Below are 21,490 nucleotides of genomic sequence, written 5' to 3'. Positions count from 1 at the left end.
ATAATTAAGTTGGATACCTATGAAAACGTTAAAAAAATGGACGCTGGCAGGCGAATATGCCGATCGCATTGAGCTGTTGGTCGACGAGCGTCATCTGTTCTGCCTGTACGTGCTGGAAGACAACCTGTTCCGCGTGCTGATCAAACGCAACGGCGAGCTGGCGCTGGACCGCACCTGGAGCATTGCGCCGCAGGCCGACGTGCCCTGGGAAGGGCGCGATCGCCTGAGCGTCGCCGGTTTTAGCCTGCCGGGTTATCAACTGCAACAGCATGAGGATCGGCTGGTGGTGACCAGCGCCGCGCTGCGCGTTACCGTACATCAGCCGCTGTGGCTGGAGTGGGAGCACCGTAGCGCTGCCGGTGAATGGCGGCCGCTGGCGGCCGACCGGCCAACCAGCGCCTATCTGCTCAATCCGCAGGGTGACGGCGTGGCGCACTACCAGCGCCGCTTTGCCGGCGAGCGCTATTATGGCCTGGGCGAGAAGGCCGGCGATCTGGAGCGCAGCGGCCGCCGCTTTGAAATGCGCAATCTGGATGCGATGGGCTACAACGCCGCCAGCACCGATCCGCTGTACAAACATGTGCCCTTTACCATCACCCGCGGTGCAGAGGCCAGTTTCGGGCTGTTTTACGACAACCTGAGCAGCTGTTGGCTGGATTTGGGCAACGAGATCGACAACTACCATCTGGCCTACCGCCGTTATCAGGCCGAGGCGGGGGATCTCGATTATTACCTGTTCCTGGGGCCGCAGGTGCTGGACGTGACCAAAGCCTTTGTGCGCCTCACCGGCAAGACCCACTTCGGGCCGAAATGGAGCCTCGGGTACAGCGGTTCGACCATGCATTACACCGACGCGCCGGACGCCCAGCAGCAGTTGCAACAGTTCATTGCCTTGTGCAAGCAGCACGATATTCCCTGCGATTCGTTCCAGCTGTCTTCGGGTTATACCTCGATCGGCAACAAGCGCTACGTGTTCAACTGGAATTACGACAAGGTGCCAGAGCCGAAGCTACTGAGCCAGGCGTTCCACGCCGCCGGGCTGAAGCTGGCGGCCAACATCAAACCCTGCCTGTTGCAGGATCATCCGCAGTATCGACAGGCGGCGGAGCAGGGGCTGTTTATCCGCGATTCGGAAAGCGACCAGCCGGAACGTTCCAGTTTTTGGGACGACGAAGGTTCGCACCTCGATTTCACCAATCCGGCGACGGTACGCTGGTGGCAGCAGGGCGTTACTCAGCAACTGCTGGAGATGGGCATAGATTCAACCTGGAACGACAACAACGAATACGAAGTGTGGGACGCGGAGGCGCGCTGCCAGGGTTTTGGCCGGCCGATCGCCATCAAGCATATCCGCCCGGTAATGCCGTTGCTGATGATGCGCGCGTCGATGGAAGCCCAGCAGCGCTTTGCGCCCGACCTGCGGCCGTACCTGATCTCCCGTTCCGGCTGTGCCGGCATGCAGCGCTACGTGCAGACCTGGAGCGGCGACAACCGCACCAACTGGCAAACCCTGCGCTACAACATCCGCATGGGCTTGGGCATGAGCCTGTCGGGGTTGTATAACCTGGGGCACGACGTCGGCGGTTTTTCCGGCGACAAACCGGACGCCGAACTGCTGGTGCGCTGGGTGCAAAACGGCGTGATGCACCCGCGTTTCACCATTCACTCCTGGAATGACGACGCGACGGTTAACGAGCCGTGGATGTATCCGGCCGCCACGCCGGCCGTCCGCGAGGCGATCAACCTGCGCTATCGCCTGATGCCGTATTTCTACACCCTGCTGTGGCAGGCCAGCGCCGACGACGAGCCGATGCTGCGCCCGACCTTCCTCGATCACGAGCATGACGAACGCACGCTGAACGAGACCGATGACTTTATGATTGGCCGCGATTTGCTGGTGGCCAGCGTGGTGGAGCAGGGGCAGCGTGCGCGTTCGGTCTATCTGCCGGATAACGGCGAAGGCTGGTACTGCTTCCACAGCGGCCAGTGGTTCAGCGGTGGCCAGACGGTGGTGCTGGATGCGCCGCTGGAGCGTTTGCCGCTGTTGGTGCGCGCCGGGGCGGCGTTGCCGCTGTCATCTCGCTTGGCGCACGTTGACGTTGCCGCCGACGATCGGCGCGAGTTGCAGCTGTACCCGTTTAAAGGCTGTGGCAGCGCTTCTGGGCTGTTGTTCGAAGACGACGGGGAAAGTTATGGCTGGCAGCAGGGCAACGCGCTGTGGCTGCGCTGGGAGATGCACAGCGATAATCGGCGCGTCATGCTGAACGTCACCACCGAAGGGCAGTTCAAACCGGCATGGCGGACGCTGACGGTCAGCCTGCCTGCCGGAGAAACGCGGGAACTGTGGATCAACGGTGAGCCGGGCGAGAGTTTTACGCTGAGGTAACGGGAATCGCTATTCGGCCGCGTCAGCCGCGCGCTTTTTGCGCGGCTTCTTGGCCACAGTGATGGTTTTCACTTCGCTTTCCACCCAGCCATCCTGCAGGCGGGTTTTCAGCAGTTCGCCGACCTGGGCCTGTTTGGTGGTTTTCAGCACTTCGCCGCGCGGGGTTTGCGTCACGCTGTAGCCGCGCGCCAGCGTCGCCAACGGGCTGACCGCTTCGAGCTGGCTGCAGGCCACGCCGAAACGCTGGCGGTAAGCGTTGAGTTGGCGCTCCAGCGCCTGCTGCAAACGGTATTCCTGTTGCTGCACGCGTTGCTGGTAGCGATGAATGCGTGCCTGCGGCTGTACCTGCGCCAAACGCTGTTGCGCCCGATCGCTGCGGCGTGAAGACAGGCGCAGCTGATTTTGCATACCGTCTTCCAACCGGCGTTGCAGCTTGAACAACAGCGTCTGCTGGCGCGCCAGGCGCAGGTGCGGATGCTGCTGTTGCAAACGGTGGTTGATGCGGGTGAACTGCTGCTGGCGCTGGGCCAGATAGTAATCCATCGCCATTTCCATCCGCTGCTGCTGGGATTGCAACTGACGCAGCAGCTCCAGCTGATTGCGGCTGACCAGTTCGGCGGCGGCGGAAGGGGTTGGCGCACGCAGGTCGGCGACAAAGTCGGCAATGGTGACGTCGGTTTCATGGCCGACGGCGCTGACGATCGGAATGCGGCTGGCGAATATCGCCCGCGCTACGCGTTCGTCGTTAAAACTCCACAGGTCTTCCAGCGAGCCGCCGCCACGGCCGACGATCAGCACGTCGCATTCGTCGCGGCGGTTGGCCGTTTCGATGGCGCGCACGATCTGCAATGGCGCTTCTGCGCCCTGCACCGAGGTCGGGTAGATAACGATGGGCAGCGAAGGATCGCGCCGTTGCAGCACTTGCAGCACATCGTGCAGCGCCGCGCCGCTGGCGGAGGTGATCACCCCGACGCGTTTGGCCGGGCTGGGCAGCGGTTGCTTGAACTGTTGGTCGAACAGGCCTTCGGCGCTCAGACGTTGTTTCAGTTGATCGAATTGCTGTTGCAGCAGGCCGTCGCCGGCGGGTTGCATGCTTTCGGCAATCAGCTGATAGTCGCCGCGCGGTTCATACAGCGTGATGCTGGCGCGAACCAACACTTGCTGGCCGTTTTGCGGGCGGAAGGTGGTGCGGCGGTTGCTGTTGCGGAACATCGCACAGCGCACCTGCGCGCGGTCGTCTTTCAGCGTGAAATACCAGTGGCCGGAAGCCGGTTGAGAGAAGTTGGAGATCTCGGCGGAGAGCCAAATCTGGCCCATTTCCATTTCCAGCAGCTGTCGAACCGTCTGATTCAGGCGGCTTACGGTAAAAATAGACGGCGAGACAGGTAGCGACATGTGACCCAGATCAAATTCCAAAACAACCACTTAATTGGTCGATACTACAGGGCTGAAAAAGGTAATCAAGAGTTTTTGTGAGAAAGTGCTGGAGGCAACCGATTACGCTCTGTATAATGCCGCGGCAATATTTTATCTTTTTCACAGCCCACTCTGGTGAGATATTGCCCATGCTACGTATCGCGAAAGAAGCACTAACGTTTGACGACGTTCTCCTGGTTCCAGCTCACTCTACGGTTCTGCCTAATACCGCTGAGCTCGGCACCCAATTGACCAAAACTATCCGCCTGAATATCCCTATGCTGTCCGCAGCCATGGATACCGTAACCGAAGCCGGCCTGGCCATTGCGCTGGCGCAGGAAGGCGGCCTGGGCTTCATTCACAAAAACATGTCCATCGAGCGTCAGGCTGAAGAAGTCCGCCGCGTGAAAAAACATGAAAGCGGCGTAGTTACCGACCCGCAAGCCGTAACCCCCTCCACCACGCTGAAAGAAGTGAAAGAACTGACCGCGCGTAACGGCTTTGCCGGCTACCCGGTAGTGACCGAAGAGAACGAACTGGTCGGTATCATCACCGGCCGTGACGTGCGCTTCGTGACCGATCTGAACCAGCCTGTTACCGCCGTGATGACGCCGAAAGAGCGCCTGGTCACGGTGAAAGAGGGTGAAGCGCGTGAAGTCGTGCTGCAAAGAATGCACGAAAAACGCGTTGAGAAAGCGCTGGTGGTGGACGACAACTTCCATCTGCTGGGCATGATCACCGTAAAAGACTTCCAGAAGGCGGAGCGCAAGCCAAACGCCTGTAAGGACGAGCATGGCCGCCTGCGCGTTGGTGCTGCGGTTGGCGCCGGTGCCGGCAACGAAGAGCGCGTTGACGCGCTGGTCGCTGCAGGCGTTGACGTACTCCTGATCGACTCCTCTCACGGCCACTCCGAAGGCGTATTGCAGCGCATTCGCGAAACCCGCGCCAAATACCCGGATCTGCAGATCGTTGGCGGCAACGTCGCTACGGCCTCCGGCGCCAAAGCGCTGGCTGACGCCGGCGTGAGCGCGGTGAAAGTGGGTATCGGCCCTGGCTCCATCTGTACCACCCGCATCGTGACCGGCGTGGGCGTACCGCAGATCACCGCTATCGCCGACGCGGTTGAAGCGCTGGAAGGCACCGGCATCCCGGTTATCGCCGACGGCGGTATCCGCTTCTCCGGCGACATCGCCAAAGCCATCGCGGCCGGCGCATCTTGCGTAATGGTCGGCTCCATGCTGGCGGGCACCGAAGAATCACCGGGCGAAATCGAGCTGTACCAGGGCCGTTCGTTCAAATCCTACCGCGGTATGGGCTCGCTGGGCGCCATGTCCAAAGGCTCTTCCGACCGTTACTTCCAAACCGATAACGCCGCCGACAAACTGGTGCCGGAAGGTATCGAAGGCCGCGTGGCTTACAAAGGCATGCTGAAAGCGATCGTGCACCAGCAAATGGGCGGTCTGCGCTCTTGCATGGGCCTGACCGGCTGCGCCACCATCGACGATCTGCGCACCAAGGCTGAATTTGTGCGCATCAGCGGCGCCGGCATACAGGAAAGCCACGTGCATGACGTGACCATCACCAAAGAGTCACCGAACTACCGCATGGGTTAATGCTTGACCCTCTCCTGCGGGAGAGGCCGGGGCGGGGGGCTTGGCTCCTCGCCCCGAAACCTTATTTTTCGCTCTTTTTCTCTGTTGCTGGAATTCGCCTCACATGACAAATAATATCCATAAGCATCGCATCCTTATTCTGGATTTTGGTTCGCAATACACTCAACTGGTAGCACGCCGCGTGCGCGAAATCGGCGTTTACTGCGAGCTGTGGGCCTGGGACGTTAGCGAAGAGCAAATCCGCGAATTCAATCCAAGCGGCATCATCCTTTCCGGCGGCCCGGAGAGCACCACCGAACATAACAGCCCACGTGCGCCAGAATACGTGTTCACCGCCGGTGTGCCGGTACTGGGCGTATGCTACGGCATGCAGACCATGGCGATGCAGCTGGGTGGCCATGTACAGGGTTCCAACGAACGTGAGTTCGGCTATGCGCAGGTGGAAGTGACCACCGACAGCGCGCTGGTTCGCGGCATCGAAGACGCCCTCAGCTCCACTGGCAAACCGCTGCTGGACGTATGGATGAGCCACGGCGACAAAGTGACCGCAATTCCTTCAGACTTCGTGACCGTCGCCAGCACCGATACCTGCCCGTTCGCCATTATGGCCAACGAAGAAAAACGCTTCTACGGCGTGCAGTTCCACCCGGAAGTGACCCATACCCGCCAGGGCCAGCGCATGCTGGAGCGTTTCGTGCTGGATATCTGCCAGTGTGAAGCCCTGTGGACGCCTGCGACCATCATCGAAGATGCGGTTGAGCGTATCCGCGAGCAAGTGGGCGAAGATCACGTGATCCTCGGCCTTTCCGGCGGCGTGGATTCTTCCGTTACCGCCATGCTGCTGCACCGCGCCATCGGCAAACGCCTGACCTGCGTGTTTGTGGACAACGGCCTGCTGCGCCTGAACGAAGCCGACCAGGTGCTGGAGATGTTCGGCGACCACTTCGGCCTGAACATCGTGCACGTCGCGGCGGAAAACCGCTTCTTGGACGCACTGGCCGGCGTTGACGAGCCGGAAGCCAAGCGCAAGATCATCGGCCGCGTATTCGTTGAAGTGTTCGACGAAGAAGCCTGCAAGCAAGACGAAGTGAAATGGCTGGCGCAAGGCACCATCTACCCGGACGTGATCGAGTCCGCCGCTTCCGCCACCGGCAAAGCGCACGTGATCAAGTCGCACCACAACGTGGGTGGCCTGCCGAAAGAGATGAAGCTGGGCCTGGTAGAGCCGCTGAAAGAGCTGTTCAAAGACGAAGTGCGCAAAATCGGCCTGGAGCTGGGCCTGCCGTACGACATGCTGTACCGCCACCCGTTCCCGGGGCCAGGTCTGGGCGTGCGCGTGCTGGGCGAAGTGAAGAAAGAGTACTGTGATCTGCTGCGCCGTGCCGACGCCATCTTCATCGAAGAGCTGCATAAAGCCGATCTGTACAACAAGGTCAGCCAGGCATTCACCGTATTCCTGCCGGTGCGTTCGGTCGGCGTGATGGGCGACGGCCGTAAATACGACTGGGTTGTTTCACTGCGCGCAGTGGAAACCATCGACTTTATGACCGCGCATTGGGCGCACCTGCCGTACGACTTCCTCGGCCGCGTCTCCAACCGCATCATCAACGAAGTGGACGGCATTTCCCGCGTAGTTTATGACATCAGCGGCAAGCCACCGGCTACCATTGAGTGGGAATAAACCTGCGACTGGCAATAGCTGGTACTGACAGGCAATAAACATAGCTAAACCCGCGTAATTGCGGGTTTTTTTGTTTTTGTGATTGGCAAGTTTTGGCACTGATTATTGCGATAGAAGAAAATTTTAGCGGCTAAAATTGCTGTGAGTATTTACCTTTGATTGTGTTGCCTTATATTTGAACTGACATTCTCGTTGGCCTGTGAAAGATTGGGTTTGGATGTCAGTTCAGTGCTAGAAGCGGACGTTGTTAAGTTCACATTGCATTATTATTGAAGAGTAGATCAGAAAAATATAAGTTATTTTGATTGTTTATCTTGACAACAGAATAAGCCTGGTCTGAATTTGATCTGGCTTAGCTTTAAATTCCCGAGCTTAATCACTAATGACAAAGAACGGATTACCCCCTCAGGGGCCTCTGTCATAAATAATGAGTTCTGCAAAGCCAGGTGAATCTTCCGATTCACTTTATTTTTAAGCGGCACAAATCCAGTCGGGTGGCAGTGTTATGTCAGAACGCCGCACTGCACAAAGCAAAAACATAAGGAATAATATGACTCAGAATAAAATAAACGTCTGGGATGAGAGACGAGGTTCCAATGATCCTCGAGAGGAAGAGATCCGATCTGAAGCTCAGCGCGACCTTTCCCGGTTAATCCACTCGTCTCCTTTCCGACGTTTGCAATCCAAAACGCAGGTTCTTGGTCTGGGAGAAAGTGACTTCTACCGCACACGGCTGACCCACTCAATGGAAGTCGCACAAATCGGTTCAGGTCTTCTTGCTAAGCTGAAAATCAAATATAAAGGTAAAGAGGAAGAGCAGTTTTTACCAGATAACGATCTGATGCAGGCAGTATGCCTCGCGCATGATATTGGCCATCCCCCATTTGGTCACGGCGGTGAAGTAGCTCTTAACTACTGTATGCTGAATTACGGTGGCTTTGAAGGAAATGGTCAGACGTTGCGTATTCTCTCGAAACTAGATAAGTACACCCAAGAACACGGCCTCGATCCTACCCGCAGACTTCTGCTGGGCGTACTAAAATATCCGGTTAATTACTCAGCCCTAATGGTTAAAAAAGCCAGTAGTCAGGTCCCTGTCGGAGGACCGAACTGGCTCTTTAAGTCATCTGATTTTAAACCTCCAAAATGCTACCTAGATTCAGAGAGAGACATCGTAGAATTTGCTCTCTCACCATTTACTAAACAGGATCGGAAGTTGTTTACTTCCATTAATCTCGGTAAAACCGAATCCGATCATAAAACAGCTTCTTATAAGGCGCTCGATACCACCATCATGGATCTTGCCGATGAAATTTCGTATTCGCTACACGATTTGGAGGACGCTATTTCTCTCGGAATGGTGACACGAGCGATGTGGATGGAGCATTTCAGCGGACATGTAAACCTATTTACTGACTGCCACGGCATTACATTCTCCGGAACATGCGAATCTGTCGCGGATAGCCTGTTTGGTGAAAGTTACAGGCGAAAAGAGTGCATCGGCATGCTGGTTCATCTGATGATCACAAGCGTTGAGCTCAATGCAAAGGATGCAGAATTCGAATGCGGCATGCTCAAATATGATGCGGTCCTTCCGGAAGCAGTCGAAGCACTGCGGTTGAAAATTTTCATGCTGGTCAAGGACAAAGTGATTAAGCATGAAAATGTACAGCTACTTGAATTCAAAGGACAAAAGTTGATTGTCGAGCTGTTCAGTGTGCTGGCTAGCGATCCGTGTCGGTTTTTACCTGCCTCAACGAGAGACGTTTACGAGCGGCAGATTAGCTTAGGCCAGCAGGCAGGTATGCGAGTCATTTGTGACTATGTTTCCGGGATGACGGATGACTATGCGACCAAGTTTTATGAGAAAATCCTTATTCCACGTAAAGGATCTATTTTTGACCACCTCTGATGTGTCGAGGATGATGCCCTGAGCTCTATTTACGTATCAACAGCAACCCAGGCATCTGTCAGGGGTGATGTCCAATCACCCCCATTCTCAATTTGTTCGTGCAGAATCGGCAAACGTCCTCCTCTGGGCGTTAAGCACCAGTAACCCCGACAACTCCCATTTTCTGCAAAGCAATTAATAATCAATGGGGAGCAGGTCAGATCTCAATGTGATACAGGCAGGCTCCACTGCCTGAGATGATTAAGACTGGCTTTTTGGCACTCTCCTTTTACTTGAATTATCAGAAACCCAGCCAAGACCTTAATTTCTGCAATATGCTCATGGAATTTGTAACTTGGCTATCGTTTGATGTAGTGGGACGAGTTGCTTCTGGAATGATGTGCTTATTATCATTCATATTAAGCTCACGTTGGGCCTTAGCACTCTTATCCTGCAAACGACCTTTTTTTATTTGTTCATCTGACATATCTCCAGCCCAGACAATCGCCGAGCTTCTTATCCAGTAGTGGGATCGACATGGAAATGTCCAGTTACCGATTGACGGTTTTAAGGAAATTGTTTCACCGTCAAATACCATTTTCCAGTCTGTTGGAGAGAACGGTGTAATTACTTTGTGTCCACAACCGCATGCACACAGATGTACGGCTGTAGCAAACTCCATCGCAAGATATAGTTCTCCGGCCTTTAGGTGTTCCGGAAAACTATCGACAAATATGTGGGACAAGGTTTTAACCCGCATTTCTCGCCTCGCTGTTTCCCAGCTCATTGAGGTGTGTGACATACGTGGAGTGCAATGCGTCTGTGTTGTCCGCATAAAATCCACACAGCCGTTTCCACATTCCTATCGCAAGCATCGCGTTCAATGCATTGAGATCCGCTATCTGAATATTTGTACGATACGCATCGGCATCCGCATTATCTGTTAGCGGCAATGTCCGTATACTGTGATCATGGTGTGCCTGTGTTAATGCCGTTACACGGCATACCCCCCAGATTTTCTGCGTGTCATTCACGACATGAACGCCCATGCCAACATCAATAATGGATGCAGAGGTTCCCAGCAAATGTTTAACCACGAGAGCACGAACATCTGCCCGGTCTACGCTTAGGAAAATATAATCAAATGTCTTGAGTTGTTCGACGTTCTCAGCAGTTATCATACAGGGGTGTTTGATTATCCCCCGATGAAGCTGGCTGTAGGTTTCGTGTAGATAGTCCACTTTTTTTAACGCCCGCAGAAGCGTAGCGAAAGGCACAGCGCCGGGATAACGGAAAGCGTTATGTTGGTGAAGTGTGTCCCCATCGAAAAGGTGGATTTCTTTTACTGGCATTTTAGCGATCTGATCCAGTATGTATGCACCTGTACCACCTAAGCCCACCAGAGCTATTTTAAGCCCTCTGAACTTCTCTGTTTGTGCAGCAATCCCTGCGCGTGACGAAGCGGTGTCGGTGTAAACAAAGGAACTTTCTTCTTCTTCGAGAGTGACCACTGGCGCAAATGTTTGAGGTGTCACATTCGGGTCAATCACCTGAGCATGACCACTCAGCATCGCAGCGTATAAAGTGACTTTCTCATAATAATCAGTGTAAGCCCCGGAACGAGGCTTAGCGGAAAAGTAGTGATGCGCGATGAGGTCGGGCATCAGCTCCTTTTTTTCACTGTTGTTGATGATGGAAACTAGCGGTAGCCCTTGTGAATCACAAGGGGTATCTCCGGTAAAATAAGCGGTGTGATCGGGGGGGACCATCGCAATGTCTGCGGTCAACGCAAGTTGTAAAATTAGAACCCCACTCTGAATTTCCCGTTTCTCATTGACATAGGGAATATCTTTTATCAAGAGATAGGCTCCATTTACACAGAGGTTATAGCCTTCGTTACGTAAACGAAGCAACTGGGGACTACGATTTATCAGTTGGTGTGACATTGATATGCATCCCCTGTTTAGTTTGAACACATTGACCATCAACTAAGTTTTTGAGTGAAGGATCCCCGTGGCCTTTAGAGTAGGTCACGGTGTATTGTGAATTTGGGCCACTGACAGCATCAGGGTACTCCAGCCGCACCACGTCCCAGTAGCTGAGATAATGAACATGGACTACTCTGGGTACGGTGTTCACGTAAACCGTGATATTGATTTCAGCTGTGGCGAAATGCTCTACACCAGGACGGGTGAGATCAAACAGGTCCCGGTCCTTGATAAGTTCGTCCTCTCTGCCAACAACGACCAGATAGACATCATTATGCTCAGCATTGACACCGGCGAGCTTCTTAAGTGTTAATCCACTGATACACGTTCCCCCCCAGTCCTGGGCCTGGCCATTAATGAAGAAGCGAAACGAACGGTCGCTTTTAAACGCTAAAAACTTTTCAACGCCAGCGCTGCGTAGGTCTGTGGTTTCACCTGGATTAAGTGATTCCAGCATCCCGTTATTCAGGTACTGGAAAAGCAGGTAATCATCGACTGGTCGCAGATCTCCAGCCTTCAGGATCTGTTCCCCTGTCGGGACTGGATCCTCGATGACAATCGGACGGAACCGAAGCTCCTCATTGCCTATGAGTATCTGGTAGGGGCCATGATCTCTTACCGGCCGGCCAGCTGAAACAGCAGCGTTTACATCTTCAATCTCTAAAACATTCAATTGTGTCATGTGGCAGTCCTTAATGTGATCAAGTGGCATCAACTTAAGTAATGTTGTCGTTGTCTACACAGACAACATCTTGGTTCTAAAAAAAGACCATCAGGTCGTTGTCCATCCAGACAGCAGTGGACATAAATCCAAACCCGTTTATGATAAAATCATGAAACGAACACTGTTGTCTGCATAGGCAACAGTCTACTCCTGGTCTTTTTAAAATTGCAAGAAGTTGAGGTAAAAAATGGATCTGGCAGGTTTTATCGCCACCATGCGTGAAAGGAAACAACTAAGTTTCAGGGACTTGGAAAAAAGGTCTGGCGACCTTGACCATGCGTATATATGGAGACTCGAGAAAGGAGACCGGGTAGCGCCTTCTGAAGACGTTGTTAACCGGTTGAGCCATGCCCTCGAACTCAATGAAAGGGAACGCAATATTTTTAAGCTCTTGTCGAACTCTGTTAACATCGAAAATGCCCTGTATTCACTCATGCTTTCCCGTCTGGACATTCCCTGGGAAGATTTTGAAGACGTCGCTACGATGAGTTTCAGAGGCGAACGTCCCGACACTGAAGAAGCCTGGCTGAAACGTATAGAGCTTATTCAAATGATGTAAGAGCTGCCGTCATATGGATGAAATGCAAGCAATTAGTGCAGCAAGAAAGCTGCTCAAAGAGTGGGGTGTCATACAGGCTCCAATCGACGTTGATGCTCTCGCTTTGTCATTAGGTTTTAAAGTTTCCAGGCAGGATTTACCTGATGGAGAAGCGGGAAACACTTTTGAAAGAAGAGGCCAGAAGCACATCTTCGTTAATCAAAATGACGGACTCCACAGACAGCGGTTTACCATTCTTCACGAAATCGCTCACCATGTTCTGAAATTGCCATCTGTACATGGGGGGAGTGTGCCTTCCGATGAATTAGAGTGTTTTAAAAGCAGGCCGATAGAAGAAGTTCTTTGCGATACTTTTGCAGCAGAGTGTCTTGTACCCTGGCAACTGATCCAGCCCCTTGCAACGCAGAGCGATTTCACACATGAAAATCTATCCATGTTGTCTGAATTTTTTCAGGCTTCAAGATCATGTGTTGCATCTCGTTTCGCACAAGCGTCAAATGACCACCTGGCATTCATTGTGGCTGAAGAGGGAATAGTTCAGTACGCCATTACGTCCAGGGGACTTCGTGAGGCCAAAATTTGGATCACAAGGAAAATTAATCTTCCCCGAAATTCTGCTGCAGCCAAAGCGATGGGATTGGCATCTGACCGGGTGATTACTGCTGAACTGGATGGTTTGGATTGGAGTGCAAGTGAGAATGCAATCCGCTTCGCTTGCTATGAAGAAGCCACTTACTATGCACCTAAGAAACAGACCCAATCCATCGTTCTCTTTGAAGAGATCGTTAAACCTTCATCAAATGCGAAGCGGCAATCGCGCAGTGAAGACGATGATTTACTTGAGGAACTTTCAGGATATCCTGGCTGGTCCAAATATCGATAAATATGTTTCCAGTATGACCATCTTATTTAGAATCTGATGACTAAAAGCCCACATACTCATGTTAATGATTCTCAGGCGTTCTTGTTCAATCAAAAAATAATTCAGGAAAATTAATAGCCTGTGAACTACGTTAATATGTTTGAATAAGAGATCCGCTTAGCGGTTATCTTATTTAGCTGCCTTGACCTGCTGACCTGCTCCCCGTTGATTGACACATCGAGATCTGACTTCCCTATCTTTGCACGGCCTTCAGCTATGCTGCCATAGACATACAGGCTATGTATCAGCTCAGGAAAGCAGAGGCTTAGCTTTGTGACTAGGTGTGCAACTAGGCGTGAGAATGTGGGCTGCAATTCACTACATTTTTGCTGGATAATGTAGCCATTGCGATCGACGGCCATCCTTTTTCCTTTTTTATGAAGTTATTCTCCGGGATCATAAGCTGCTTGAGCTTGAAATTCTCATGGTTAATTAATTATGCCATAAAGCCTGCTTATCGCACATAACAGCCAAAGAACACCATTACTGGCAGTTTTGTGGCAAAAGCGGATGTCAGAACAGGCTCACCGTGCTGCTGGGCCAACGGCGAAAACGGCACACTTTCTGGGGTGAAACGGGCACTGATAACACCCTCCGGCATGTTTTTTTCGCCGATGTACAAGATACAGCCCATCCCCAAATACGATCCTTGCCTGCAATGGAGCGCAGGGTATGTCTTATCAGTAGCCAGCCTCAATTTTCAATCTGGTTGTTATGCTCATCATACCTGCGCTGGCAGTCCTGAATCGCCTCCATATTTCCCAGCGTCCAGTTGAACAGTATCGAGAATGGCCCCTGCAAGGATTCGCCAAGCGGCGTCAGTGAATACTCTACGCCAAGCACCCGCCCATCCAACACCTTGCGTTTCACCATGCCGTTGCGTTCCAGTTTGCGCAGCGTTTGGGTCAGTACGCGTTGAGTGACGCCATCCAGGCGGCGCTTGATGGCGTTAAAGCGCTGCGGCTCACGCAGCACCTCCAGCACCATCATTGACCATTTGTCGGCGATCTGGTCGAGAACGATGCGGCTCGGGCAGTCTGCGCGGTAGATCGGGTCAGTCTTGTCCATAGGTATTCTCCAGCATCCCTGGGATGCTTAAGGTGCGTAATTGACGCCAGGTATGCAAAGTATACCATTCGACAAACGGCGCGAAAATCCAGCACCGCTATCCCCAGGCAAAAAGGACATGGATATGAAAGATACAGATTTCAGCAAGCTCAGGCTGTCTCACGCGCACGGCGTATTGACGATCGCTATCGATAATCCGCCGGTAAACGTGCTTGATGTGGCACTGATGTCGGAAATTAGTCGTTTATTGCTCTCGGTACGCGACGATCCGGATACGCGCGTGCTGGTTTTCCAGAGTGCGGATCCCGAGTTCTTCATTGCGCATGTTGATATGACCCTGATCGATGAGCCGCACGCCTTCGATGAACTGGCGCGCAACGCACCGGAGGGGCTTAATCCGTTCCAGGCTTTTGGCGAACTGATGCGCAGCCAACCGCAGGTCACCCTCGTTAAGTTGGCCGGGCTGGCGCGCGGCGGCGGCGCAGAATTCGTTGCGGCAGCCGACATGGCCTTCGCCGCGGAAGGGCGGGCGGGGCTTGCCCAGTGCGAAGCCCTGATGGGCATTACGCCCGGCGGCGGCGCGACCCAATATCTGACGAGCCGCATGACGCGCGGCCGCGCGCTTGAAGTGGTCCTTGGCGCCGATCTTATCGACGCGGTAACCGCAGAGCGTTACGGCTGGATTAATCGCGCATTACCCGCCGCCGAGCTTGATGAGTTCGTCGATCGGCTAGCGCGTAACATCGCGGCATTGCCTGCCGGGGTTATCGCAGCGGCCAAGCAGGCGATGCCCGCGCCGGACCTGCGGGCGGGCTTTCAGTGCGAGCACGAAGCCTGGGCGGGTTTGTTTGCCCGCCCGGCAGCGGAGCAACTGATTCGCGGTGGGCTTAAGGCAGGCGCCCAGACTAAAGAGGGGGAGCGCAACCTCGAGGGCCTGCTGCGCGGGCTTGGCGTTTAAGGTGTTTTGGCGGTGGGGCCGGGGGCCAGTCTGTGTTCGCTAACTACTCGCCCACTGGCTCAACAAAGCATGCAATTTCGCCGGCTCCAGCGGCTTTCTCAATACCAGATAACCTTCCTGCTCGGCCTCTTGCAGAACCGGCGAGTTGAACTCCCCGCTGACCATGGCGCCGCTGGTATCCGGCAGGCGCTCAAACAGCGCTTTCAAGATATCGAAGCCGCTCTCGCCGGAGCGGAGCCGTTGGTCGCACAGCACGGCGAAAGGCGTGAAGCCTTCGTCGATAATCGCAAAAGCCTCCTCTGCGGAAGCCGCACAGCGCACGGTAATGCCCCAGGTGCTCATCAAACTCTCCCAGGCGGAGGTCACCAGCGGATCATCATCCACCACCAGGCAGGCGCCACTTAATGACTCATAGCGGGTTGGGGCGCCGGTGTTGGCGTAACTGTTAACGCTTTCCGGCGGGTGCTCTTCGCCGGCATACAGGGCAAAGCGCATCCAGAAACGCGATCCTTTGCCTTCGATGGAGCGCATGCCGTATTTCACCTTCATCAATTTGGCGCAGCGCGCCACCACCGCCAGCCCCAATCCATGGCCGGCGCTGTCGATTTTCCACGCCAGCTCGGGCCGATAATAGGGGGAAAAGATTTTACCTTTCTCTTCATCGGCGATGCCGACGCCGGTGTCCCACACTTCGATCAGGCATTCCTCGCCCCGAGGGCGGATCGCTATCAATACGCCGCCTTCTTGCGTATAACGCAGCGCATTTTGTATCAGGTTGATCAGCGATTGCCGGATGAGCAATTGATCGCCCATCACGCAAACCCGCCGTTTGGGCCGCCATGTGCGCAATGATAATGCCCGGCTGTTGGCCTCTTCGCGGAACAGCGTAATCACGGAATCCAGTAGCTTTCCGATGTCCACATGGGTAGTCGCCGTACTGACGTTGCCGGACTCAATCTTGCTGAGATCGAGCAGCGAATTGAACATCAGGTGCACTGATCGCACGCTTTGTTGCAGATCCAACAGCTGAGGTATCAGCGTGGCGTCGCGATTCTTATGGATGATCGCCTCGATCAGAAAACCCATCGCGTGTACCGGCTGGCGCAAATCATGGCTGGCGGTGGTCAAGAATTGATTTTTATCCAGCAAGGCTTGCTCCGCCTCTTCTTTGGCCTGCCGAAATTGTTCCGCAAGGCGCGAGCTTTTTTCTTCGAGCAGGGCTTGCTGAATAAAAAAGGCATGCGAGGTTAATGCGTGCCGGTAAATGGCGAACCCATAAAGCAAATTGAGCATCAGCACGATCGGCATGACATCGCCCAGTCGCCAGATAATGCCAAGATTAAGCACGCCCCAGGAGGCGAAGAAAAAGCGCGTAAAGGTGCTGATGACCGGCGTCAGATGGGTTGCGTTGGCGGCGACGATGGCCGCGATACTGATGTTTAATAACAGGAAAAAATCGAAACTGTTTTTTTCTGGGGCGATTAAATATAAGGATGAAATACCCAAACCATGCACGAAGGCGACGTTATTAATGCGCGGCAGCCAACGGCTAATCACTGCGCTGGCGTTATTTTCCTGGGTGTCATGACGATAACGCCGATGCCATAATCTGATGGCCAATGCGCAGAGAAAATATATCAGTATCCAGACAATAATCGGCGTGAGTTCTTTCCCCAACAAATAGAGCCAAATGGCGAAAGGAATACCGACAAAGGGCACGGCGGTAAAGCTGAAGACCAACCGCATGAAGGTATTGTCCAGCAGGCGGATCTGCGCGCGTGGGGAGATCTCATCATTTTGTAATGATTGAAGTAATTTCATTGCAAATGATCCTGCCTGCCATGCAGCAGGGTGATGGCTTCCACCCGGCTGTTTACGCCTATTTTTTTGAGAATGTTGCTGATGTGCTCTTTCACCGTGGGTTCGGAAATAGACAGCTGCGCAGCTATTCGCTTATTGGGGAAGCCGCGCATCATCATGATTAATACATCTATTTGCCGTGGGGTTAAATTGAATTTTTGCAGGTGGCCGTGAGCGTTATTTACACACTCCTCATGCTCCAAAGGGAACCATTTTTTATTTTCCATCAGTGCGGAAACGGCTTCGGCGAATAATTCAGGTGGTTCGTTTTTAAATACAAATCCGTGCCCGCCGGCATCACGCACCTTTTGCCATATTTCATTGTTCTCATCGCCGCTGACCACCAAAAAACGAATCTTAGAATACTGGTTTTTTAGCTCTTTGAGTAACTTCAACGCCGTCCCCTCGGACAACCAAAAGTCGATGACCATTAAGCGTGGGGCGCCATTTTCCAGAATGTGGCGATAACAATGAGTTTCGTTGGTTACCACATAGGCATGTTTAAAACGACAATGCGTATTCAGGTAATTGGCAATGCCGCTTGCCACCAACGGATGGTCATCGACAACCAGTGCATAATCCTGCTCCAAAGATCTCTCCTTTCGTGTAAACGTACCAGATTGGCTCCGATGACTTGTTATTATCAACCCTCCCTACTTTAGGAGGGTTTTTTTGTTTAGGAAAGGGAAATATATTATTCGAGGATTTGGATAAGAGAAAACATAAAGCCAATCAGTATTTTGAACTGTTTGGTTACAAAGGATAATTTATGAAAAAACCACTTATCGCTTTAGCCGTTACTTTACTGCTGGCCGGCTGTTCAACGTTGAAAACCGATCAGGCAATACCCTTGTTGCAGGCGGAAACGGCTAAAATGCTGGGCCTGGGTTCATCCGATGAAATAACCGTGACCAATGTCAATGGCGCTCAACCCGATGCCCTGGGCGGGCAAAAACTTTCTTACCGCGCCACCACCGAGAAAGGCCGCATTTTCGACTGCTCCTCGCTGATGATGCCGGGCATTTTAGGTTCGGCGCCCTCACTGAGCGCACCGACCTGTACTCCAGTCGTCACGCATAAATAATTCGCCTCAGGCGCGAGCCGGAGTTGGCAATCAGGACTGGTCCGCAGTCCCAATAATTTTGGCATCGGGGCATTGGCGCTGGGGGGCAATAAGCCGGCGTCTCGATGACAATCCCTCTGTGCTCGCCCTCTGTGTTCGTGAATAACGCGCCACGCATCCTCTAATGCATTGAGTTTTTCATATAAATAATAACTTTGATGGCATCAAGATAATTGGGCCGGAGAGAGAACATGAAAGATCAAACATCGCATCACTTAGCGGTAAGAAAACCGCTTTCCAAAGTTTACCTTGCACTTTTTTCCGCGCCATTGATATTGATTGGGCCCGCCGATATGGCGCGCGCCGATGATGCTATTTTTGATGGCGACTCCCGTATTACGGAACCTTTGAGCTACGCGGGCAATGTTTACGTCGGTCGTAATCAAGGCGGGAACCTGTTAATCGATAATGGTGAAGTCAACGCCTATAACATCAATATCGGCACCCGCGCCAATGGTCAAATTTATGAAAGTTCGGTCACTGTCAAAGGGCCGAACGCGGTATTGAACGCCATCAATGACCAATCCGTCATGCACGGCAACATTAATCTGGGGCTAGGCACATTGCGGGTTGAAGATGGCGCGCTGGCCAGCGCGAAAGAGATCGTCGTCGGCTCCAGCCGCGGCTACGACAGCCATCTCGTCGCGGCGGGCGCCGGTTCCAGAGTCGTCAGCAATTTTCTCAGCGTCGGCACCGATCTGGGGGCCCGATCCACTCTGTCGATTGAAGACGGCGCGGTGCTGAACACCACGTTCGATGCGCGCATCGGCAACGGTTCCGGGCCCGGCGAGACCGATAAGCTAAGCCCGAAAGCCACGGTTACGGGGGCGAATTCGCAGTGGCATGTCGGCCGCGCGCTCACGCTTTACGGTGATCTTGATGTGCTGAACGGCGGTGCGGTCAACGTCGGCAGCACCGAGGTGGCGGGCGTCTCAGGCGCGCGTAAAACCGCCGAACTCTACATCGCCGGCAATGGCTCGCGCTTTACCAGCGGGAGCCATGTTAGCGTGGGGGATTACGGCAACGGCGTGCTGTCGGTCGTTGACGGCGGCGAGTTTTCCGCCGGCGCAAACGAACTGCGGTTGGGCGATACCGGCTCCGGCTCGAACAGAGGCGCGCTGATCATCGGCAGCCGCGGCAATATGGATACCGGCACCGGGTTGACCGAACCCACGCTCGGCGCGGCGGGTGGCGCGGGCACCATCGATGCCCAGACGGCGGTCAACCTGCGGGGCGGCTTGTTCGGCAGCTATGTCTACTTTAACCATACTTCCGACAACTACGACTTCCGCAACAAGATGATGGGGGAAGGCGAGGTTATCAATACCGCCGGGCGCACGACGCTGAGCGGCGATCTGACCCAGCTCAAGGCGAATGTGACCGCGCGGGGCGGCAAAATCATCATCGCCGGCGATATCAATACGCAGCCAGAAGACAGTCCTTTCGACGTGCAGACGCTGAGCGCCGAGAACGGCGGCACCTTGATCCTCAACGCCACGGCCGGTTCTGACGTCAGCAATGGCCTGGGTTACAGCAGCGCCGCGTCGATCAAATCCGGCGGTACGCTGGGCGGCAACGGCACCCTGGGCCAGACCGAGATCCAGTCCGGTGGCCATATTTCCCCCGGCGACGGCAATATCGGCACGCTCACGCTGAAACGCTATCTGAATTTCCTCGGTGAATCTTTCTACGACGTCGATATCGCCGGTGACGGCAGCAGCGACAAACTGGTCGTAGCGGGTAAAACCACCATCAGCGAGCAGGCCAAAGTGCAGGTTACCGCGCTGGATCCGCAAACCAGTTATAAGACAGGACAAAGCTACCGCATTTTAACCTCGGAGGGCGGGATTGACGGCAAGTTTGCCGAGGCTATCTCAAAATCTGCATTTTTGGACGTGGCGCTCAACCAGAGTACGAATGCCGTGGATCTGACGATTGCGCAAAAAGATGGCGAGGGCGGCAACCCAGGCGAGGGCGGTAACCCAGGCGAAGGCGGCAACCCAGGTGAAGGCGGTAATCCAGGCGAAGGCGGTAATCCAGGCGAGGGCGGCAACCCAGGTGAAGGCGGTAACCCAGGTGAAGGCGGTAACCCAGGTGAAGGCGGCAGCAAGCCCGGTATTTTCCAAACGGTGGCGCAAACCGGCAACCAGTGGAATACCGCCGGCGCCCTGTCGACGTTGGCGCAGAGCGGCCCTTCATTGGCCTTATACAACTCCTTGCTGTTGTTGAACGCGCCGGAAGCCCGCGACGCATTCAATCAACTGTCTGGTGAAGTATATCCCTCCATTCAGTCAAATCTAATCGCCGGCAGCACCCAAGTGTTCAGCGTCCTGAATCAGCGCATGCTGCGCGCGTTTGATAATGATGCATTGCCCGTTCCACCGCTGGCGATGACGCTGGTTCAGCCGGCCAATGCCGAAAATAACGGCGTATGGGGGCAGACCTTCGGCTCCTGGACAAGAAACAGCGGTAACGACAACGTGGGGAAACTGGATGGCAACACCAGCGGCTTCTTGATCGGTGCCGATCGTAAACTCACCGACCACAGTGTCCGCGTTGGGGGATATTTTGGGTATAGCCGCGGCGATTACGATATTGATAGCCGCCGCTCCAAGTCCGACAGCGACAATTACCACCTGGGTCTGTATGCCGCAGGGCAGCAGGATGCCTTCTCCTTGCGCGGTGCGCTGGGTTACACCTGGCATCGGCTTGAGAATGAGCGCAACGTTGATTTCGGCAATTTCTCGGATCGGCTCAAGGCGGACTACGACGCCGACTCGCTGCTGGCGTTCACCGAAGCGAGCTATCGTTTTGGTCAACCGGACGCGAACGTCGAGCCCTTTATCAATCTGAGCTACATCCGTCTGCACACCGATAACTTCCAGGAAAAGGGCGGCGCCGCCGCGCTGAGCGTCCGCAATGAAACGATGAATACGTTCTATTCGACATTGGGCGTGCGTGGAACCAAAGAGCTGCCGAAAAACGTCAGCCTTTACGGCTCACTGGGTTGGCAGCATGCCTACGGCGATAAAAATACCTCATCGCGCATGGCATTTGCCGGCAGTGACGCTTTTGTCACCCAGGGCCAGGCGGTTGATGACAATCTGATGGTGGCTGATGTCGGGGTGAGCGTGAAGCTGTCGCGATCCACCACGCTGGCCGTCGGTTATCAGGGGCAATACGGTTCCGATACTCAGGTTAATGCGGTCAATGCCAACATCAAATGGTCATTCTGATGTGTTGAGGAATTAGGTCTTTGTGGTATCGAGATGTCGCTGGGCAACGGGATGTTGCCTGGCGA

17 protein-coding genes are annotated in these 21,490 nt (G+C 54.1%); 9 read left to right on the top strand and 8 right to left on the bottom strand.

Annotated elements, in window-relative coordinates; all coding sequences use genetic code 11:
• Positions 1-19 precede the first annotated feature (19 nt).
• Positions 20-2,386 (top strand): glycoside hydrolase family 31 protein, encoded by a 2,367-nt coding sequence (locus ACUTQW_RS19965; protein ID WP_037433516.1) that lies wholly within the window; start codon positions 20-22, stop codon positions 2,384-2,386.
• A gap of 9 nt (positions 2,387-2,395) precedes the next feature.
• Here the strand turns inward: ACUTQW_RS19965 and xseA are convergent, their stop codons facing one another.
• On the bottom strand, positions 2,396-3,781 hold the full coding sequence (xseA, locus tag ACUTQW_RS19960; protein WP_073440840.1) for an exodeoxyribonuclease VII large subunit: 1,386 nt from the start codon (positions 3,779-3,781) through the stop codon (positions 2,396-2,398).
• Between the two features lie 170 nt (positions 3,782-3,951).
• On the opposite strand from xseA, the gene guaB reads away from it, so the two are divergent.
• From guaB to ACUTQW_RS19945, 3 genes are all read left to right on the top strand, one after another.
• A complete protein-coding gene (gene guaB, locus ACUTQW_RS19955; protein WP_004952045.1) occupies positions 3,952-5,415 on the top strand; it encodes an IMP dehydrogenase in 1,464 nt (487 codons plus the stop codon).
• Positions 5,416-5,518: 103 nt separating this feature from the next.
• Positions 5,519-7,096, top strand: a complete 1,578-nt coding sequence (gene guaA / locus ACUTQW_RS19950; protein ID WP_006327299.1) for a glutamine-hydrolyzing GMP synthase — start codon at positions 5,519-5,521, stop codon at positions 7,094-7,096.
• Positions 7,097-7,646: 550 nt separating this feature from the next.
• Positions 7,647-9,008 carry an anti-phage deoxyguanosine triphosphatase gene (locus ACUTQW_RS19945; RefSeq protein ID WP_445654953.1) on the top strand — a complete coding sequence of 454 codons (1,362 nt, stop codon included), beginning with the start codon at positions 7,647-7,649 and terminating at the stop codon, positions 9,006-9,008.
• 280 nt (positions 9,009-9,288) lie between these two features.
• Here ACUTQW_RS19945 and ACUTQW_RS19940 read toward each other — a convergent pair whose 3' ends face one another.
• Genes ACUTQW_RS19940 through ACUTQW_RS19930 form a run of 3 tightly spaced genes read right to left on the bottom strand, consistent with a single transcriptional unit; the run spans position 9,289 to position 11,657 of the window.
• Entirely contained in the window at positions 9,289-9,747 is a 459-nt protein-coding gene (locus tag ACUTQW_RS19940; RefSeq protein WP_445654952.1) for a DUF6527 family protein, read from the bottom strand.
• The gene (locus ACUTQW_RS19935; RefSeq protein ID WP_445654951.1) at positions 9,737-10,933 is read right to left on the bottom strand and encodes a ThiF family adenylyltransferase; all 1,197 of its coding nucleotides are present in this window, start codon (positions 10,931-10,933) and stop codon (positions 9,737-9,739) included. Before ACUTQW_RS19935 ends, ACUTQW_RS19940 begins: the two co-directional genes overlap by 11 nt.
• A complete protein-coding gene (locus tag ACUTQW_RS19930) occupies positions 10,908-11,657 on the bottom strand; it encodes a multiubiquitin domain-containing protein (RefSeq protein ID WP_445654950.1) in 750 nt (249 codons plus the stop codon). The genes ACUTQW_RS19935 and ACUTQW_RS19930 overlap by 26 nt, the downstream gene beginning before the upstream one ends.
• Positions 11,658-11,886: 229 nt before the next feature.
• Here ACUTQW_RS19930 and ACUTQW_RS19925 point away from each other — a divergent pair, with 229 nt between their 5' ends.
• Together ACUTQW_RS19925 and ACUTQW_RS19920 are read left to right on the top strand one after the other, a co-directional pair.
• Complete coding sequence (locus ACUTQW_RS19925; RefSeq protein ID WP_445654949.1) at positions 11,887-12,258, top strand: helix-turn-helix domain-containing protein; 372 nt, start codon at positions 11,887-11,889, stop codon at positions 12,256-12,258.
• Between the two features lie 13 nt (positions 12,259-12,271).
• Positions 12,272-13,141 (top strand): ImmA/IrrE family metallo-endopeptidase, encoded by an 870-nt coding sequence (locus ACUTQW_RS19920; protein WP_445654948.1) that lies wholly within the window; start codon positions 12,272-12,274, stop codon positions 13,139-13,141.
• 125 nt (positions 13,142-13,266) lie between these two features.
• Here ACUTQW_RS19920 and ACUTQW_RS19915 read toward each other — a convergent pair whose 3' ends face one another.
• Together ACUTQW_RS19915 and ACUTQW_RS19910 are read right to left on the bottom strand one after the other, a co-directional pair.
• Entirely contained in the window at positions 13,267-13,542 is a 276-nt protein-coding gene (locus ACUTQW_RS19915; protein WP_445654947.1) for a nucleotidyltransferase domain-containing protein, read from the bottom strand.
• A 331-nt stretch (positions 13,543-13,873) separates the two neighbouring features.
• Positions 13,874-14,248, bottom strand: a complete 375-nt coding sequence (locus ACUTQW_RS19910; protein ID WP_445654946.1) for a winged helix-turn-helix transcriptional regulator — start codon at positions 14,246-14,248, stop codon at positions 13,874-13,876.
• Positions 14,249-14,372: 124 nt separating this feature from the next.
• Here ACUTQW_RS19910 and ACUTQW_RS19905 point away from each other — a divergent pair, with 124 nt between their 5' ends.
• Positions 14,373-15,206: an enoyl-CoA hydratase/isomerase family protein gene (locus tag ACUTQW_RS19905; protein WP_445654945.1), complete on the top strand. Its 834-nt coding sequence runs from the start codon at positions 14,373-14,375 to the stop codon at positions 15,204-15,206.
• A gap of 39 nt (positions 15,207-15,245) precedes the next feature.
• Here the strand turns inward: ACUTQW_RS19905 and ACUTQW_RS19900 are convergent, their stop codons facing one another.
• Positions 15,246-17,027: an ATP-binding protein gene (locus ACUTQW_RS19900; RefSeq protein ID WP_440834920.1), complete on the bottom strand. Its 1,782-nt coding sequence runs from the start codon at positions 17,025-17,027 to the stop codon at positions 15,246-15,248.
• On the bottom strand, positions 17,024-17,656 hold the full coding sequence (locus tag ACUTQW_RS19895; protein WP_004952029.1) for a response regulator transcription factor: 633 nt from the start codon (positions 17,654-17,656) through the stop codon (positions 17,024-17,026). Before ACUTQW_RS19895 ends, ACUTQW_RS19900 begins: the two co-directional genes overlap by 4 nt.
• A 179-nt stretch (positions 17,657-17,835) precedes the next feature.
• On the opposite strand from ACUTQW_RS19895, the gene ACUTQW_RS19890 reads away from it, so the two are divergent.
• Positions 17,836-18,150: a lipoprotein gene (locus tag ACUTQW_RS19890; protein WP_166729151.1), complete on the top strand. Its 315-nt coding sequence runs from the start codon at positions 17,836-17,838 to the stop codon at positions 18,148-18,150.
• 230 nt (positions 18,151-18,380) lie between these two features.
• Positions 18,381-21,425: an autotransporter outer membrane beta-barrel domain-containing protein gene (locus tag ACUTQW_RS19885; RefSeq protein ID WP_445654944.1), complete on the top strand. Its 3,045-nt coding sequence runs from the start codon at positions 18,381-18,383 to the stop codon at positions 21,423-21,425.
• The last annotated feature ends 65 nt before the right edge of the window (positions 21,426-21,490 follow it).

The sequence above is a fragment of the Serratia sp. TSA_7 genome, assembly GCF_052692135.1.
This window is presented reverse-complemented; position numbering and strand designations above follow the sequence as displayed.

Coding starts and splice junctions, on each gene's coding strand:
- ACUTQW_RS19965 (WP_037433516.1), top strand. CDS start 20: ATGAAAACGTTAAAAAAATGGACGCTGGCAGGCGAATATGCCGATCGC.
- xseA (WP_073440840.1), bottom strand. CDS start 3,781: ATGTCGCTACCTGTCTCGCCGTCTATTTTTACCGTAAGCCGCCTGAAT.
- guaB (WP_004952045.1), top strand. CDS start 3,952: ATGCTACGTATCGCGAAAGAAGCACTAACGTTTGACGACGTTCTCCTG.
- guaA (WP_006327299.1), top strand. CDS start 5,519: ATGACAAATAATATCCATAAGCATCGCATCCTTATTCTGGATTTTGGT.
- ACUTQW_RS19945 (WP_445654953.1), top strand. CDS start 7,647: ATGACTCAGAATAAAATAAACGTCTGGGATGAGAGACGAGGTTCCAAT.
- ACUTQW_RS19940 (WP_445654952.1), bottom strand. CDS start 9,747: ATGCGGGTTAAAACCTTGTCCCACATATTTGTCGATAGTTTTCCGGAA.
- ACUTQW_RS19935 (WP_445654951.1), bottom strand. CDS start 10,933: ATGTCACACCAACTGATAAATCGTAGTCCCCAGTTGCTTCGTTTACGT.
- ACUTQW_RS19930 (WP_445654950.1), bottom strand. CDS start 11,657: ATGACACAATTGAATGTTTTAGAGATTGAAGATGTAAACGCTGCTGTT.
- ACUTQW_RS19925 (WP_445654949.1), top strand. CDS start 11,887: ATGGATCTGGCAGGTTTTATCGCCACCATGCGTGAAAGGAAACAACTA.
- ACUTQW_RS19920 (WP_445654948.1), top strand. CDS start 12,272: ATGGATGAAATGCAAGCAATTAGTGCAGCAAGAAAGCTGCTCAAAGAG.
- ACUTQW_RS19915 (WP_445654947.1), bottom strand. CDS start 13,542: ATGGCCGTCGATCGCAATGGCTACATTATCCAGCAAAAATGTAGTGAA.
- ACUTQW_RS19910 (WP_445654946.1), bottom strand. CDS start 14,248: ATGGACAAGACTGACCCGATCTACCGCGCAGACTGCCCGAGCCGCATC.
- ACUTQW_RS19905 (WP_445654945.1), top strand. CDS start 14,373: ATGAAAGATACAGATTTCAGCAAGCTCAGGCTGTCTCACGCGCACGGC.
- ACUTQW_RS19900 (WP_440834920.1), bottom strand. CDS start 17,027: ATGAAATTACTTCAATCATTACAAAATGATGAGATCTCCCCACGCGCG.
- ACUTQW_RS19890 (WP_166729151.1), top strand. CDS start 17,836: ATGAAAAAACCACTTATCGCTTTAGCCGTTACTTTACTGCTGGCCGGC.
- ACUTQW_RS19885 (WP_445654944.1), top strand. CDS start 18,381: ATGAAAGATCAAACATCGCATCACTTAGCGGTAAGAAAACCGCTTTCC.